Source organism: Curtobacterium sp. AB7 (assembly GCF_044909335.1).
GTDB lineage: Bacteria > Actinomycetota > Actinomycetes > Actinomycetales > Microbacteriaceae > Curtobacterium.
The window spans coordinates 210,243-226,405 of the sequence record NZ_JBIYED010000003.1; the positions used below are offsets into that span (position 1 = coordinate 210,243).

Sequence of the window (16,163 nt, forward strand, 5' to 3'; positions counted from 1 at the left end):
GGACCCCGCGGCGCTCAGCCGGCTGCGACCACGGACTCCAGGTGGGCGCGGCTCATCGTGCGGTACTCGGCGATGAGCGCCGTGTCGGGGTGCTCGCGGTCGCGGTGCGCCCGCGCCAGCACGGCGTGGCCGGACTCGGCCAGCACCACCCAGGCCCGTGCGATGCGCTCGTTCTCGGGCAGCCCGAACCGGTCGCGCATGATCTGCCCGACGGCGGCGCCGAGCGCGCCCATGCGGTCCTCGGCGTCACCGGTGCCGGTGTCCGCGGTGTCGCCGAAGCGGATCGCGCGGAAGCCGGGCTCGGTGCGGTACAGCTCCGCGGTCTCGTCGATCAGCACGTCGCAGGCCTGCTGCCAGGTCTCCGCGCCGCTCGCGTCGAGCGCTGCGACGAAGCGCGCGGCGAGCCGCTGCGTGCACCGGATGGCGAGGGCGTCGACCACGGCGATGCGGTCCGGGAAGTAGCGGTAGACGGTGCCGATGGAGGCCCCGGCCCGTTCGGCGACCATCGCGGTCGTGAGTCGCTCGAACCCGATCTCGTCGATCACCGCCGCAGCAGCGTCGAGCAGACCCGCGAGGCGCGCCGAACTGCGGGCTTGGACCGGCTCGTTCCTGAGCAGTGATGATCCCCCCGGCAGAGCGTTCGTTACCTCGGTGACGAGCACGTGTTCTCCTCTTGCGCTCCAGCGCGGTTCGTTGGTGTGACGAGGACGATTTTCGCAGAGACCGGCTGGAACATGGCTGCGACTCACCACAGGTGCCGCGGGACGTGGACTTCCAGGTCCTGCATGGGATGATGGGGCGATGCCCGACCCGACGCCCCACGAGCCGTCGTTGGCCGAGCCCCTCCTGCACCGCGCGGCCCGCATCGAGGACGCCGTCCAGGAGTTCCGCGAGCACCGCGCCCGAAGCCGTGGACTGGTCCCGACCGTCGTCCCCTACACCGGCTACGGCGCTCCCGGATGGGTCCGCATCCTCTGCCGCGTGCTGCTGACCCGCCGTGGCCTCGCCTCCGACGTCTCGTACGCCGGCGTCCGCGGGTGGAAGAGCTTCACGAGCGTCGCGGTCGACCACGCCGAGGTCACCGTCACCGCCGGCGGCGTCTCGCACGTCGTCGAGACCGACCGCGGCGGGGTCGTCGACACCATCGTGCCGATCGACCTCGAGCCGGGATGGCGCACCGTCCGCCTGTCGGCCGGCGGCGGGCGCGACGTCGAGGCGGACGTGTTCGTCGTGCACCCCGACACCCGCTTCGGGCTGCTGTCCGACATCGACGACACCGTCATGGTGACCTCGCTCCCCCGTCCGATGCTGGCCGCGTGGAACTCGTTCGTCCTCACCGAGCACGCCCGCCGCCCCGTGCCGGGCATGTCCGTGCTCTACGAACGCGTGCAGGCGCAGCACCCCGGTTCCCCGACCGTGTACCTGTCCACCGGGGCCTGGAACGTCGCGCCGACCCTGCAGCGCTTCCTGACCCGCAACATGTACCCGTCCGGCACGCTCCTGCTCACCGACTGGGGGCCCACGCACGACCGGTTCTTCCGGAGCGGGCAGCTGCACAAGCAGCAGAACCTGCGGCGTCTGGCGAAGGACTTCCCGGACGTCCAGTGGCTGCTCGTCGGCGACGACGGCCAGCACGACGAGTCGCTGTACGGCGAGTTCGCCCGCGAGCACCCGGAGAACGTCGCGGGCGTCGCCATCCGGCAGCTGTCCACGAGCGAGGCGGTCCTGGCCGGCGGACGCTCCCGGGCGCAGGAACGCTCCCGCGACACCTCGGCGCCGTGGGTCTACGCGCCGGACGGCGCCGGGCTCTGGTCCGAGCTCGCGCGCGTCGGCCTCGCCGAGGCGGACGCCTCCGACCCGGCCTGAGCGAGGCTTCAGGCACGCCGACGGCACGTGGCCGCCAGACGGCCGGCGGCCCGTCCGCGCGGCCACGACGCTCGGCCTCCGGGTGTTCGATCGGGGCATGAGCACCGAGCGAGCACCCGCGTCTCCCGCGACTCCCCCGAACCTGATCGAGGACCACGCCGTCATCGGCGACACCTCGACCGCCGCACTCGTCGGCCGCGACGGCACGATCGACTGGGCGTGCCTGCCGCGCTTCGACAGCGCCGCCACGTTCGCCTCGCTGCTCGGCACCGAGGACCACGGGCACTGGACGCTCCGTCCGAGCGACCCCGCGGCGACGGCGCACCGGAAGTACCTCGGCGACACCCTCGTCCTGTCGACGGTGTGGACCACGGCGGACGGGGTCGTCGAGGTGACCGAGTTCATGCCCGTCGGCGCGCACCGGCCGTCCATCGTCCGCCGTGTCCGCGGCCTGAGCGGCTCGGTCGAGGTGCAGCAGACCCTGCGCATCCGGTTCGACTACGCCCTCGCGCTGCCGTGGGTACGCCAGATCGGCGGCGACGAGGACCCGGCACTGCTCGCCACCGCCGGCCCCGGGTCGGTCATCGTTCGCGGCCCGCGCTTCCGGGCCTCCGACCACCGGCACACGGCCACCGCGACGATCCACGACGGCGACGTGCTCGACACCGTGCTCACCTGGTACCCCTCGCACCGCGAACCCCCGGAACCCGTCGACGTCGACGCCGAACTCCACCGGACCGTGACGTGGTGGACGGACTGGATGGCGACGGCGCGCACCGAGGGTCGCTACGCCGACGCCGCCCGCCGCTCCCTCCTGCTGCTCCGCGCGATGACCCACGGCGAGACCGGCGGCGTGGTGGCCGCCGTGACCACGAGCCTGCCGGAGGACCCGGGCGGCGAACGCAACTGGGACTACCGCTACGTCTGGCTCCGCGACGCCTCCCTCGCCCTCGCCTCGCTCATCGCGCACGGCTACCGCGACGAGGCGGCGCACTGGCGCGGCTGGCTGCTCCGCGCCATCGCCGGTGACCCCGCCGACGTGCAGATCATGTACGGCATCGCCGGGGAGCGTGAACTGCCGGAACGGGAGCTCCCGCACCTGCCCGGGTACGCCGGCTCGACGCCCGTCCGGGTCGGCAACGGCGCGTACACGCAGTACCAGGGCGACGTGTTCGGCGAGGTCCTGGCGGCCCTGCACGACGCCCGCGAGCTCGGGGTCGAGGAGAACGCCGACTCGTGGGCCCTGCAGCGCGCCCTGCTCGGCTACGTCGAGGAGCACTGGCAGGAGCCCGACAACGGCATCTGGGAGATGCGCGGCCCGCGACGGCACTTCACACACTCGCGCGCGATGATCTGGGCCGCGTTCGACCGTGGGGTCGCCGCGGTCGAGGAGTTCGGTCTCGAAGGGCCCGTCGACCGCTGGCGCACCCTGCGCGACCAGGTCCGGGCCGAGATCGAGGAGCACGGCTGGAACGCTGCACGCGGCAGCTACCGGCAGCACTACGACACCGACGAGGTCGACGCGAGCCTGCTCGTCCTGCCGCAGATCGGGTACGTCTCCGCGCACGACGCCCGCATGACCGGCACCGTCGCCGCCATCGAGCAGGACCTGTCGACCGGCTCCGACGGCCTCGTGCTGCGGTACCGGACGTCGTCGGGGTTCGACGGCCTCACGGGCGCGGAGCACCCGTTCCTGGCGTGCTCGTTCTGGCTCGTCGAGCAGTACGCGGCATCAGGCCGGATCGACGACGCCGAGCGCCTGATGGACGTGCTCGTCGGGTACGCCAACGACGTCGGCATGCTCTCAGAGGAGATCGACGTCGCCACCGGGCACCACGTCGGCAACACCCCGCAGGTGCTGTCGCACCTGACGCTCGTGTCCGCGTCGGACGCCATCGCGCGGGCGCGTGGTGCGTCGACCGGGCACCGCACGCGGCTGCCCGTCCACGACGGTGGCACCCGCTCGTGGACCGGCGAGGGCGAGCGCGCCGGCACCCCCGCCTGATGCGGTGGTCCTGACCACGAAACGGACGGGAGGCCCGGTGCCAGCTGACACCGTGCCTCCCGTCCGCAGTTCCGCCCGTTCAGGGCGCGACGGTCACGTCCGTCAGGACGACGACTCCCAGTCCGCCGGGCCGCGCGAACCCGCGCGGTACTCCTCGAGCGGGACCTCGTCGGCCTTCCAGGCCTTGACGACCGGCTCGACGATCTCCCAGCAGCGCTCGGCCACGTCGCCGCGGATCGAGAGCAGCGGGTCGTCGTGGAAGATGCCGTTCAGGACCTCGCCGTAGGGGGTCAGCTCGCCGTCCGCGAAGGACGACGAGAGGGTGACCTGGCCCATCTCGAACGGGTTGCCACCGCCGTTGGCCGACACGGTCAGCTCGATCTCGTCCGGGTTCAGGACGATGCGGAGCGTGTCGGTCTTCGGGCGACCGCTCAGGCCGGAGGGCAGGCGCGTGACCGGCTTGAAGGTGATCAGGACCTCCTTGCGGCTGGCACCGAGGGCCTTGCCCGAGCGCAGCGTGAAGGGGACACCCTTCCAGCGCGCGGTGTCGACCTCGACCGAGATCTCAGCGAGCGTCTCGGTGCCGCGCGACTTGTCGACGCCGTCCTCGTCCTGGTAGGACGGCAGCTCCTTGCCGTCGATCGTGCCGGCCGTGTAGACGGCACGACGCGACGCGATCTTCGGGTCGCCGCCCTTGAGTTCGGTCGAACGGAGCACCCGGGCCAGGGACGAGCGGAACTCGACCGAATCGATGTCCGCCGGGGCGTCCATCGTCACGATGCCGAGGATCTGCAGCAGGTGCGACTGGATCATGTCGACCATCGCGCCGGCCTCGTCGTAGTACTGGGCGCGGTTCTCGAGACCGAGGGTCTCGTCGTAGAAGATGTCGACCTTCTCGATGTTGTCCGCGTTCCAGATCGGCTCGAACAGGCGGTTCGCGAAGCGCAGGCCGATGATGTTCAGGACCGTGGTGCGTCCGAGGAAGTGGTCGGTGCGGTGCACGCGCTCTTCGGGGACCAGCTTCAGCACGGTCTCGTTGAGGGCCTGGGCGCTCGCGACGTCGGTGCCGAAGGGCTTCTCGAAGGCCAAGGTGGTGCCCGCGGGGAGCTCGACCTGCTGCAGTGCCTCGCAGATGTCGGAGGCGATCTGCGGAGGCAGGGCGAAGTAGAGGATCGGCTCGGCCTCGGCCGCGTCGAGCAGGGTCTTGAGGTGCTCCGGGTCGGTGGGGTCGCCCTGGATGAACTGGGTCGACGCGAGCGTGGCGTCGACCTCGGGGCCCTTGACGTCCTGCGACGCGAAGGACTTCGTGACGATGTCCTTCCACTGCTCCTCGCTGCGGGCGCTGCGGCCCGTGCCGATGAGCTGGACGGGAACCGCTCGACCGCTCTGCAGGAACGTGCCGAGGCCCGGCAGCAGCAGGCGGGAGGCGAGGTCGCCCGTCGCGCCGAAGATGATGAGGGTGCGCTTGTCGGTCACCTGAGGTGACTCCTTTCGCTGTGGTGGGAGGTCCGCTCCAGTCAAGCCGCGGGCGGGCCCGTTTGTTCCGGATCGGGGACCGGAGATCGTGGGGCGGCGCTGTTGTCCTGCAGCGCCGGGTCGTGCGCTGTGGTGTGCAGCGCCTGGACGCACTTCGGGCGGCACCGGAAGTGGTGCCGCCCGAAGTGTCAGGTGCGTTGCAGCGTCAGGTCAGTGCCCGAAGTTGCCGCGGTAGTACTCGTAGACCCAGCCGACCAGGGTGACCGCCACCAGGGCGAGTCCGATCGGGACGATCCACAGGCCGGCTGCGACACCGAGGAAGCAGACGGCGACCGCTGCTGCCAGCAGGATCGGCCACCACGACCACGGGCTGAAGTGCCCGAGCTCGGCGTCGCCGTCCTCGATGTTGGCGTCGGGACGGTCCTCGGGCAGCACGCCGCCCTGGGACGCCATGACCTTGCCGAGGTAGAAGGCGATGAACGCGGACATGATGCCGGTCAGGCCGATCGCCACGGTGCCGACCCACTCCGGGTGGCCGTAGTAGAGCAGCGCCCAGATCGTGTACGCGGCGTCCGCGAGGATGAAGAACCCGAAGAGGATCCAGAACAGGTTGGTGTTCGCGCGCATCGGCTTACTTCACCTCGCCCTTCGCGGCGTCGTAGGTCGGGGCATCCGGGGCGTCCTTCGCGGGGCCGACACCGATCGGCACACCTGCCTCGGGGTGGTTCAGGTCGAAGGCCGGGGACTCGGAACGGATCCGCGGGATCGACGTGAAGTTGTGGCGGGGCGGCGGGCAGCTGGTGGCCCACTCGAGCGAGCGGCCGTAGCCCCACGGGTCGTTCACGGCGACCTTCGGTGCGTTCCGGGCCGTCACGTAGACGTTGAAGATGAACGGCAGGAACGAGATCGCGAGGATCATCGAGCCGATCGTCGACAGCTGGTTCATCCAGGTGAAGCCGTCGTTCGGCAGGTAGGTCGCGTAGCGACGCGGCATGCCGATGACGCCCAGCCAGTGCTGGATGAGGAACGTGGTGTGGAACCCGATGAACAGGAGCCAGAAGTGGATCTTGCCGAGACGCTCGTTGAGCATCTTGCCCGTCCACTTCGGCCACCAGAAGTAGAAGCCGGAGAACATCGCGAAGACGACGGTGCCGAAGACCACGTAGTGGAAGTGCGCGACGACGAAGTACGAGTCGGACACGTGGAAGTCGAGCGGCGGCGACGCCAGGATCACACCGGTGAGACCACCGAACGTGAACGTGATGAGGAAGCCGACGGCCCACAGCAGCGGGGTTTCGAAGGTCACCGAGCCGCGCCACATGGTGCCGACCCAGTTGAAGATCTTCACGCCGGTCGGGACCGCGATGAGCATCGTCATGAGCGAGAACCAGGGCAGCAGAACGCCGCCGGTGACGTACATGTGGTGCGCCCAGACCGTGACCGACAGGGCCGCGATCGCGATGGTCGCGTAGACGAGGGTCTTGTACCCGAAGATCGGCTTGCGGCTGAAGACCGGGAAGACCTCGGACACGATGCCGAAGAACGGCAGCGCGATGATGTACACCTCGGGGTGCCCGAAGAACCAGAACAGGTGCTGCCAGAGCAGCGCACCGCCGTTGGCGGGGTTGAAGATCTGCGCGTCGAACACCCGGTCGAGACCGAGGCCGAACAGCGCGGTGGCGAGCACCGGGAAGGCCATCAGGACGAGCAGCGCCGTCACGAGGGTGTTCCACGTGAAGATCGACATGCGGAACATCGTCAGACCCGGGGCGCGCATCGTGATGATGGTGGTGATGAAGTTCACCGCGCCGAGGATCGTCGAGAAGCCGGTCATGCCGAGTCCGAAGACCCAGAGTGTGCCGCCGAGGCCTGGTGTGAACGTCGTGTCACTCAGTGGCGCGTAGGCGAACCAGCCGAACGAGGCCGCACCCTGCGGGGTGAGGAAGCCGCCGACCGCGATGAGCGAGCCGAACAGGTACAGCCAGAACGCGAAGCCGTTGAGTCGCGGGAAGGCGACGTCGGGAGCACCGATCTGGAGCGGCATGATCGCGTTCGCGAAGCCCGAGAAGAGCGGCGTCGCGAACATCAGCAGCATGATCGTGCCGTGCATCGTGAAGAGCTGGTTGTACTGCTCCTTGGTCGCGACCACGTGCAGGCCGGGCTCGAACAGCTGGGCACGGATGACCAGGGCCATCACACCCGCGAGCAGGAAGAAGACGAAGGACGCGATCAGGTACATGTACCCGATGGTCTTGTGGTCGGTGGAGGTGATCCACCGGACGATGATGTTGCCCTTCCGGCCCACCTTCGACGCCTGGAAGTCCGGCGAAGCAGTCTGGGTCGGTTGGCCGACGAAAGACGTTGTCATCTGACGAGCCCCTACTTGTTCTCGCTGGACGCCTCGACCGGCGCCTTGTTGTTCGGTTCGTTCGTGTTGGTGTTGTACTCGTCGCCGAGGAGCCCGACCTTGCCCTGGTCCTTCAGGGTGTCGAGGTAGTCCTGGTACTGCGCCGGCGTGACGACCTTCACCTGGAAGAGCATCAGCGAGTGGTACTCACCGCAGAGCTCCGCGCACTTGCCCTGGTACGTCCCGAGCTTCTCCGGGATGAAGTACTCCCAGTTCGTCTTGCCCGGGAGCATGTCCTTCTTGTACAGGAAGTCGATGATCCAGAAGGAGTGGTCGACATCGCGCGAGGAGAGCTCGATCGCGACCTTCTTGCCCTGCGGCAGGTAGAGGGTCGGCAGCTGCGACTCGTCGATGGCGCCCTTGGCGTTCTCTTCTTCCTGGGCCTGGATGCCCTGGTAGTAGACGCTGTCCTCGGGGTTGTCCTTGTTGATGTAGTTGAAGTCCCACGCCCAGCGCTTGCCGTACACGTGCACGGTGGCGTCGGGGTCGTCGAACGGCTTCTCGATCGCGGCCTGGTCCTTCGCCGTGAAGGCGAAGAAGCCCAGCACCAGGATGAGCGGCACGATCGTGTAGAAGATCTCGAGCGGCATGTTGTAGCGCATCTGCACGGGCAGGCCGGTCTGGCCCTTCCGGCGGCGGTACACGATGGCGGCCCAGATGATCAGGCCCCAGACGATGAGACCGACGGCGAGGAGCACCACCCAGCTGGTGGTCCACAGGCCGACGATGCGGCTCGTGTGGTTGGTGACGTCCTTCGTCTCCTCCGTGCCGGGGAGCCATCCGTTCATCTGCTGCTGCGTGCAGCCAGCCAGTGCGATGACCAGACCGACGGCCACCGGGACGGCCGCCCAACGTATACGGCGATTCGAACGCACTGTTACCTCTCGCAAAAGACGTGAGCCCGGAGCCGAACCCGCCGAGTCGCACGAAGGCGACACTTGGCTGGCTCCCAGCTTGATTGGAACACTCCTAGCTTACTCGCAGCTCGGTGCCGCTCGCGCACACCCGACACGCTCATCGCCGCGATCCGCACTCCTGACCGGCCGTTTTCCCCGGTCACACTGCGACCGCATCCCCCGACGAACGCGAGCGGGGAGCGACCGTGTCGGTCGCTCCCCGCTCGCGTGTCGGATCGGCTGGTGATCAGTGGAAGCTGTCACCGCACGCGCAGCTGCCCTGCGCGTTCGGGTTGTCGATCGTGAAGCCCTGCTTCTGGATGGTGTCCTCGAAGTCGATCGTCGCGCCGTCGAGGTACGGGACGCTCATCTTGTCGACCACGACCTCGACCCCGTCGAACTCGGCGGTGACGTCACCGTCGAGCAGGCGCTCGTCGAAGTACAGCTGGTAGATCAGGCCCGAGCATCCCCCGGGCTGGACGGCGAGACGCAGACGCAGGTCGTCGCGGCCCTCCTGCTCGAGGAGACTCGCCACCTTGCCGGCCGCGGCGTCGCTCAGGAGGACGCCGTGCGCGGCCGCCTCGGTCACCGGTGCGTCGGTGGTGATGGTGTCGCTCATCGCGCGTCTCCCTCCGGGCGGTGCGGTTCACCGCGCCTGGCGTCGATTGTAAGCACCGTCAGCTGCGCGTCGCGAGCCTGGCGAGCAGGATCGCCTCGGACGCGATGGCCCGGTGCAGGACGCCGAGGTGCTGCGACTCGTTCGGGCTGTGTGCGCGGGTGTCCGGGTCCTCCACCCCGGTGACCAGGATCTGGGCCTCCGGGAACTCTGCCGCGAGGTCCGAGACGAACGGGATCGAGCCGCCGATGCCCTGTTCGACCGCCTCGGCACCCCAGCCCTCGCGCATGGCCGTGCGGGCCTCCTGGACGGCCCAGCCGGCCGTGTCGACGAGGAAGCCGTCGCCGCTGTCCGGCTCGGAGATCTCCATCCGGGCGCCGAAGGGCACGTGTGCCCGCAGGTGCCGCTCGACGGCCGCGTACGCCTCCGTGGCGGGCTGGCCGGGTGCGACCCGCACCGAGACGCGGGCGGAGACGGCCGGGAGCAGCGTGTTCGAGGCGTTCGCGACGCTCGGCACGTCCATGCCGGTCACGGTGATCGACGGCTGGAACCACATGCGGGACAGGACCTCGCCGGTGCCGATCGGCCGGACGCCCGCCACCAGGGCAGCATCGACGGCGAGCTCGTCGTCGGTGCGCGCCGGGACGTCGGCCTCGTACGAGGTGAGCCCCTCGACCGCGACGGAGCCGGCGTCGTCGTGCAGCGACGCGAGCAGCTTGACCATCGGGATCATCGCGTCCGGGGCCGCCCCCCCGAACATGCCGCTGTGGCTGGCGTGCTCGAGGGTCGTCAGGGTGAGCTTGAACGTGACGTTGCCGCGGAGCGAAACGGTGATCGACGGCACGTCGACCGACCAGTTGTCGCTGTCGGCGACCACGATGACGTCGGCGGCCAGGCGCTCCTTCTGGTCGGCGAGGAAGGTGCGGAAGGACCGGGAGCCGAACTCCTCCTCACCCTCGACGAACAGGACGACACCGAGGTCGAGATCGTCGCCGAACTGCGCGTGGATCGCCCGGAGCGACGCGATGTGGGTCATCACGCCGGCCTTGTCGTCCGAGGCGCCGCGACCGTACAGCCGGTCTCCGCGGAGGGTCGGCTCGAACGGCGGCGTCTCCCACAAGGCGTCGTCGCCCTGCGGCTGCACGTCGTGGTGGGCGTAGAGCATCACGGTCGGCTTGCCGTTCCGGGCCGGGCGGACGGCGAGCACGGCGGGCTGGCCGAGCTCGAGCGGCTCGTCGTCGCTGATCGCCGACCGGATGATCTCCACCTGGTCCTCGGCGAAGACCCCGGTGCTCAGCGCCAGGTCCGCCACGGCACGCGCGCTCGCGAGCACGTTCGACTCGTCGAACGCCGACCACGACACCGACGGGATCCGCACCAGCGCGGACAGATCGGCGATCGTCGTGGGCAGTGCACCGTGCACCTGTTCGCGCAGGGCGTCGAGGAGCGCGGGGTCGGTCGCGGAGCTGGGCTGTGCGGTGTCGGTCATGCCCGGTAATCTAGAGGACGATCCCGCACGCACAACGCCGTTAGGAACGCACCGTGGCGAAGGCAGCCCCCAAGACCAACACGACCGTGAACCCCACCGAGGAAGAACTCCTCGAGCAGGGCAAGGGCCGCCCGACGCCGTCCCGCCGTGAGCGCGAGGCAGCGAACCGCCGTCCCCTCGTCGGCAACACGCCGGTCGACAAGAAGGCCGCCCGCGCGCGTCTCAACTCCGACCGCGAGCGTGCCCGGGTCGGCATGGCCAACGGCGAGGAGCGCTACCTGCCGGCGAAGGACCGCGGTGAGCAGCGTCGCTTCCTCCGCAACTGGATCGACGCGCGCTGGAACGTCGGCGAGATCATGATGCCGGTGCTCGTGCTGTTCCTGATCGTCGGGTTCGCCGCCTCGCAGACCGCGATCGCCTCGTACTCGCTCCTGCTCGTGTGGGCGTTCGTCGCCCTGTTCGTGATCGACTGCGTGGTCCTCTGGCTGTCGATGCGTCGCAAGCTCACCACCAAGTTCGGCGAGATGCAGCGCGGCACGTTCCTCTACATCCTGACGCGGGCATGGCAGCTGCGGTTCCTGCGCCTGCCGAAGCCGCAGGTCAAGCGCGGGCAGTACCCCGCCCTCTGACCCCAGCGTCGCTGTCCCGAAGCGCCGCCCGGCCTCGCCGGGCGGCGCTTCGTCGTTCCGGCGTGCGCACACCGCGCGGCGCGGCGGGGTTCCACGACTCGCCGCGTGCGCGCCGCCGAGGTTCCAGAGGCGGCCGGCCCGCGCGCCGAGGTTCCGAAATCTCGGACTGTCGACGGCCGCGGCCGGGCGTGGCCACGCACCGACGGACGGGAGGCCCGTGGCGGGACCGCACCGGGCCTCCCGTCCCAGGGGCGGCCGACGAGGTTCCACGACTCGCCGCGTGCACGTCGCCGAGGTTCGACAAATGGCCCCTACGCGCGCCGAGGTTCCGAAATCTCGGACTGTCGGCGGCCGCGGCCGGGCGTGGCCACGCACCGACGGACGGGAGGCCCGTGGCGGGACCGCACCGGGCCTCCCGTCCCAGGGGTGGTCGGCGAAGTTCCACGACTCGCCGCGTGCACGTCGCCGAGGTTCCAGAGATGGCCGCGGAGCGCCACGAAATGCCGAGATCTCGGAACCTGGAGACCGCCCGGAACGCCGGGAGCGCCGGACGATCCCGGACGCGCCCGCGTGCGCTCAGCGCGCGGCGCGGCGCAGCCGCTTGCGACGCAAGCGGTTGATGCGCGTGGCCCAGCTCGGCCCCTCGTAGAGGAACGCCGTGTAGCCCTGCACGAGGGTGGCCCCGGCGTCGATGCGGTCCTGCACGTCCTGCTCGGTCGTCACCCCGCCGACGGCGATGACGCAGAACTCGGCGGGCACCGCGGCACGGACCCGACGCAGCACCGCGAGCGAGCGCGCGGCGACGGGTGCGCCGGAGAGTCCCCCGGCACCCATGGCCTCGACGTCGGCCGGGTCCGCGGTGAGTCCTGATCGGGAGATCGTCGTGTTGTTGGCGATGATGCCCGACAGCCCGAGCGACACCGCGAGGCCGGCGATGGCGTCCACCTGCTCGTCGGTCAGGTCCGGCGCGATCTTCACCAGCACGGGCGTCTCGCCCGCGGCGTCGCGGACGGCGGACAGCAGCGGCCGGAGCTGGTCGAGTTCCTGCAGGCCGCGCAGGCCGGGCGTGTTCGGGGAGCTGACGTTGACCGCCAGGTAGTCGGCGAACGGCGCGAGGCGACGCGTCGACTCCAAGTAGTCGTCGATGGCGTCCTCGACCGCGACGACCCGGCTCTTGCCGATGTTCACGCCGATGACCGGACGACCCGGGTTGCGTCGGGCACGCTCGAGTCGTCGGGCAGCGGCGCCGGCGCCGTGGTTGTTGAAGCCCATCCGGTTGATGAGCGCGCGGTCCTCGACGAGGCGGAACAGACGCGGGCGCTCGTTGCCCGGCTGGGGCTTGGCCGTGATCGTGCCGACCTCGACGTGACCGAAGCCGAGCAGGCCGAGGCCACCGATGCCGCGGGCGTCCTTGTCGAACCCGGCGGCGAGGCCGAAGCGCGATGGGAAGTGGATGCCCATCGTCGTGACCCCGTCGGCTGCTGCCGGGCGGGAGTACCGCTCGACCAGACCGCCCACGAACGGCACGTGCGGGAGCGCCTTGATGACGGCGAACGCCAGGTGGTGCGCCCGCTCGGGGTCCATCTTGGCGAAGACCGACCGGAAGACGACGGCGTACCCGGAGCGGACCAGGCCTTCCGCGACGCCGCTCACGCGCCGGCACCCGCCGGCGAGCCGGCAGCACCCGAAGGCGATCCGGCACCCGCGACCCCAGCGCCCGCAACCCCGGCGGCCGCAGCACCGCCGTCCACGCCGCGGTGGTCACGGCGGAGCTGGCCGATGGCGTCCTCGAAGTCCTCGAGCGAGTCGAAGGCCTGGTAGACGCTGGCGAACCGCAGGTAGGCGACCTCGTCGAGCTCACGGAGCGGCGCGAGGATCGCGAGGCCGATGTCGTTCGCGTCGATCTGGCTCGATCCGGACGATCGGACGGTCTCCTCGACGCGCTGCGCGAGCACGGCCAGGTCCCCGTCGGTGACCGGGCGCCCCTGGCAGGCCTTGCGCACGCCGGAGACGATCTTGTCGCGGCTGAAGGGTTCGGTGACGCCGTTGCGCTTGACGACGTTGAGCGACGCGGTCTCGGTGGTCGAGAAGCGTCGTCCGCAGTTCGGGCACTGTCGACGGCGGCGGATGGAGGTTCCGTCGTCGCTCGTCCGTGAGTCGACGACGCGGGAGTCCGGGTGGCGGCAGAAGGGGCAGAACATGTCGTCGCCCAGGCTATCGGTTCGTGCGCTCCGTCACGGCGGCGCCGTGCGCGGGGAGCTGCTCCTCGGTCGACAGCGCGACGATGTGCGCGGCGACCTCGTCGAGCGCCGACGCCGAGTACCGGATGACCTGCTGCGGCCGCAGGAACGTCGACGCGGACAGCCCGGAGCCGAAGCGCGCCTGGCCGCCGGTGGGCAGCACGTGGTTCGACCCGGCCAGGTAGTCGCCCAGGCTGACGGGCGTGCTCGGCCCGACGAACACCGCTCCGGCGGCGTCGATGTCGGCGAGCACCGCGTCGTCGTCCGCCGTCTGGATCTCGAGGTGCTCCGGCCCGTACGCGTTGCTCACGGTCGCGGCGTCGGCGAGGGAGTCCACCAGCACGATCGCGGACTGCGGTCCGTCCAGGGCGGTCTGGAGGCGCGCAGCCGTCCCGAGCACGGCCGTGCGTTCCGGGATGGCGGCTTCGACCGCATCGGCGAACGTCGCCGACGTCGTCACCAGCACACTGCCGGCCTGCTCGTCGTGCTCGGCCTGGCTGATCAGGTCGGCGGCGACGAACCCGGGGTCGGCGGTCTCGTCGGCGATCACGAGGATCTCGGTCGCGCCGGCCTCGGCGTCGATGCCGACGACACCGCGCACCAGGCGCTTCGCCGCGGCCACGTAGTTGTTGCCCGGACCGGTGACCAGGTCGACGGGCTCGAGGTCGATCGCGGGGACGCCGTACGCCAGCGCGCCGATCGCCCCGGCACCGCCCATCGCGTAGACCTCGTCGATTCCGAGCAGTCCGGCCGCGGCCAGGATCGTCGGGTGGACCGCGCCGCCGTGGTCGCGCTGCGGCGGGGACACCAGCGCGATCGACCGGACCCCGGCGACCTGAGCGGGGACGACGTTCATGACGACGCTCGACGGGTAGACGGCCTTGCCGCCGGGCACGTAGAGGCCGACGCGGCGCATCGGCTGCCAGCGCTGGTGCACCTCGGCGCCGTCGGCGAGCGTGGTGACGGAGCCGGCCGGCACCTGAGCGGCGCTGGCGGCGCGGACGCGGCGGATTGCTTCGTCGAGCGCTTCCCGCAGTTCAGGGGTCAGCCCGGCGACGGCCGCCGCGATCTCGGCGACCGGCACCCGCACCTTCGCCGGGGCGCCGCCGTCGAAGCGTTCGGCCTGGTCGTGCAGTGCGTCCGCTCCGCGGTGTCGGACGTCCTCGACGAGCTCGCGGGCGGCGTCGACCGCGTGCGCGACGTCGCCAACGGCGCGCGGCATGAGTCGGAGGAGGTCGGCACGGGCGGGCAGCCCGCCACGGAGGTCGATTCGCTGCATCATCAGGGGACAAGCCTACCGAGGTGACGTGGGCGTCCGCCGTCCGACCAGTGCATCGACGACGGGCCGGTGGTGTGCCACGGCCGCGGCGTCCCAGGCACCGAGCAGGTGCAGTGTGGCGATGCGGAACACGAGCGCCCGGGTGAGCAGCGACGTCCATTCCGGCTCGTCTGCCTCGGCCGCAGCCCCGTGCGCGGTCCTGCCGAGGGCTGCCAGTCGCCCGACCGGGAAGCCGTGCCAGCAGACGGCGTCGACGGCGGCGATCGCTGCGCCGAACTCCGCCGGACGCCAGTACGGCGGCCAGTCGATGATCGTCGGCGGCTGCCCGTCGGCGAACAGCACGTTGCCGAGCAGGTCACCGTGGACGAGCTGCGACGGCGCTCGCACGGGACGGAACGCCGCGGCGAGCCGGCCGAGTGTCGGATCCGTCGGCAGGGGCTCCTCACCCCACGCCATCCGGTCGGCGCGGGCCCACGGGTCGGTGGCGGCTCTGACGGCACCGGACTCCGTGTCGAGGAACGCCGGCCGCTCCACACCGGCGATCGCGCGGTGGAAGGCACGACCCGCCCGCACCACGTCCTCGACGCGGGACTCGTCCGCCGCACCGGCCACGAATCCCCACGCCTCCCAGTCCCCCGACCGCCAGCTGCCGTCGCGGGTGGCCACGGGCCGGGGTGTGCGGAACTCGGCTGGGTGCTCGGTCTCCGCTGCGTGTCCGAGTTCCGCCAGGACGCCGGCCTGCCAGTCGGTCACCGCCGGACCGTCGTGGGGCCGGAGGACGATGTTCTCGGCACGCCAGGTCAGCCCGCGCCCACCCGCGAGCGGCACGGGCGTGGACCCCGCGACCCCGAAGGCACGCAGCACCCCAGCGTCGGGAACGCTCCGGTCCGCTCCGGTCACGCGGTCCGCAACACCTTCGCCATCGGACGGCCCTTCGCGACCTCGTCGACGAGCTTGTCGAGGTACCGGATCTGTCGCATGAGCGGGTCGTCGATCTCCTCGATCCGGACGCCGCAGATCACGCCCGTGATGAGCGGCGCGTTCGGGTGCAACTGCGCGGCGGCGAAGAAGTCCTCGAACGTGGTCTCGTCCGCCAGGTGCCGTGCGAGCACTGCGTCGTCGAACCCGGTCAGCCACGTGATGACGGCGTCGAGATCACCCTTCGTGTGGCCCTTCCGCTCCACCTTCGCCAGGTAGTGCGGGTAGACCTCCGCGAAGGGCGTCCCGAAGATCCGGTGTCCGGCCACGGTCACATCCCTG

The 16,163-nt window shown here is 70.6% G+C and carries 15 protein-coding genes; 3 read left to right on the forward strand and 12 right to left on the reverse strand.

Annotated elements, in window-relative coordinates; genetic code table 11:
* Positions 1-14: 14 nt before the first annotated feature.
* Positions 15-545 (reverse strand): TetR/AcrR family transcriptional regulator, encoded by a 531-nt coding sequence (locus ABH929_RS09510; RefSeq protein ID WP_240347269.1) that lies wholly within the window; start codon positions 543-545, stop codon positions 15-17.
* A gap of 256 nt (positions 546-801) precedes the next feature.
* Between ABH929_RS09510 and ABH929_RS09515 the strand changes: the two genes are divergently transcribed.
* Together ABH929_RS09515 and ABH929_RS09520 are read left to right on the forward strand one after the other, a co-directional pair.
* Positions 802-1,866, forward strand: coding sequence for an App1 family protein (locus ABH929_RS09515; RefSeq protein ID WP_111085765.1), 1,065 nt, complete (start codon positions 802-804; stop codon positions 1,864-1,866).
* Between the two features lie 97 nt (positions 1,867-1,963).
* Positions 1,964-3,871, forward strand: a complete 1,908-nt coding sequence (locus ABH929_RS09520) for a glycoside hydrolase family 15 protein (protein WP_404560997.1) — start codon at positions 1,964-1,966, stop codon at positions 3,869-3,871.
* A gap of 102 nt (positions 3,872-3,973) precedes the next feature.
* On the opposite strand, the gene ABH929_RS09525 is transcribed toward ABH929_RS09520, so the two are convergent.
* From ABH929_RS09525 to ABH929_RS09550, 6 genes are all read right to left on the reverse strand, one after another.
* Complete coding sequence (locus tag ABH929_RS09525; protein ID WP_404560998.1) at positions 3,974-5,347, reverse strand: glucose-6-phosphate dehydrogenase; 1,374 nt, start codon at positions 5,345-5,347, stop codon at positions 3,974-3,976.
* A 210-nt stretch (positions 5,348-5,557) separates the two neighbouring features.
* Positions 5,558-5,974, reverse strand: a complete 417-nt coding sequence (locus tag ABH929_RS09530; RefSeq protein ID WP_111085768.1) for a cytochrome c oxidase subunit 4 — start codon at positions 5,972-5,974, stop codon at positions 5,558-5,560.
* A gap of 4 nt (positions 5,975-5,978) precedes the next feature.
* On the reverse strand, positions 5,979-7,715 hold the full coding sequence (gene ctaD, locus ABH929_RS09535; protein ID WP_173168381.1) for a cytochrome c oxidase subunit I: 1,737 nt from the start codon (positions 7,713-7,715) through the stop codon (positions 5,979-5,981).
* Between the two features lie 11 nt (positions 7,716-7,726).
* The gene (gene coxB, locus ABH929_RS09540; RefSeq protein ID WP_111085770.1) at positions 7,727-8,629 is read right to left on the reverse strand and encodes a cytochrome c oxidase subunit II; all 903 of its coding nucleotides are present in this window, start codon (positions 8,627-8,629) and stop codon (positions 7,727-7,729) included.
* A gap of 268 nt (positions 8,630-8,897) precedes the next feature.
* A complete protein-coding gene (locus ABH929_RS09545) occupies positions 8,898-9,269 on the reverse strand; it encodes a HesB/IscA family protein (RefSeq protein WP_404560999.1) in 372 nt (123 codons plus the stop codon).
* Between the two features lie 58 nt (positions 9,270-9,327).
* Positions 9,328-10,755, reverse strand: coding sequence for a dipeptidase (locus ABH929_RS09550; RefSeq protein ID WP_404561000.1), 1,428 nt, complete (start codon positions 10,753-10,755; stop codon positions 9,328-9,330).
* A 53-nt stretch (positions 10,756-10,808) separates the two neighbouring features.
* On the opposite strand from ABH929_RS09550, the gene ABH929_RS09555 reads away from it, so the two are divergent.
* On the forward strand, positions 10,809-11,384 hold the full coding sequence (locus tag ABH929_RS09555; RefSeq protein ID WP_240347268.1) for a DUF3043 domain-containing protein: 576 nt from the start codon (positions 10,809-10,811) through the stop codon (positions 11,382-11,384).
* Between the two features lie 576 nt (positions 11,385-11,960).
* Here ABH929_RS09555 and ABH929_RS09560 read toward each other — a convergent pair.
* From ABH929_RS09560 to ABH929_RS09580, 5 genes are read right to left on the reverse strand one after another with little or no spacing between them, the layout of a single operon-like run.
* Positions 11,961-13,037, reverse strand: a complete 1,077-nt coding sequence (locus tag ABH929_RS09560) for a quinone-dependent dihydroorotate dehydrogenase (protein WP_404561001.1) — start codon at positions 13,035-13,037, stop codon at positions 11,961-11,963.
* Entirely contained in the window at positions 13,034-13,585 is a 552-nt protein-coding gene (nrdR, locus tag ABH929_RS09565) for a transcriptional regulator NrdR (RefSeq protein WP_404561002.1), read from the reverse strand. Before nrdR ends, ABH929_RS09560 begins: the two co-directional genes overlap by 4 nt.
* A 13-nt stretch (positions 13,586-13,598) precedes the next feature.
* A complete protein-coding gene (gene hisD, locus ABH929_RS09570) occupies positions 13,599-14,906 on the reverse strand; it encodes a histidinol dehydrogenase (RefSeq protein WP_404561003.1) in 1,308 nt (435 codons plus the stop codon).
* Between the two features lie 12 nt (positions 14,907-14,918).
* Positions 14,919-15,803, reverse strand: a complete 885-nt coding sequence (locus tag ABH929_RS09575; protein WP_404561004.1) for a hypothetical protein — start codon at positions 15,801-15,803, stop codon at positions 14,919-14,921.
* A complete protein-coding gene (locus ABH929_RS09580; RefSeq protein ID WP_404561005.1) occupies positions 15,800-16,150 on the reverse strand; it encodes a DUF2200 domain-containing protein in 351 nt (116 codons plus the stop codon). The genes ABH929_RS09575 and ABH929_RS09580 overlap by 4 nt, the downstream gene beginning before the upstream one ends.
* Between the last annotated feature and the right edge of the window lie 13 nt (positions 16,151-16,163).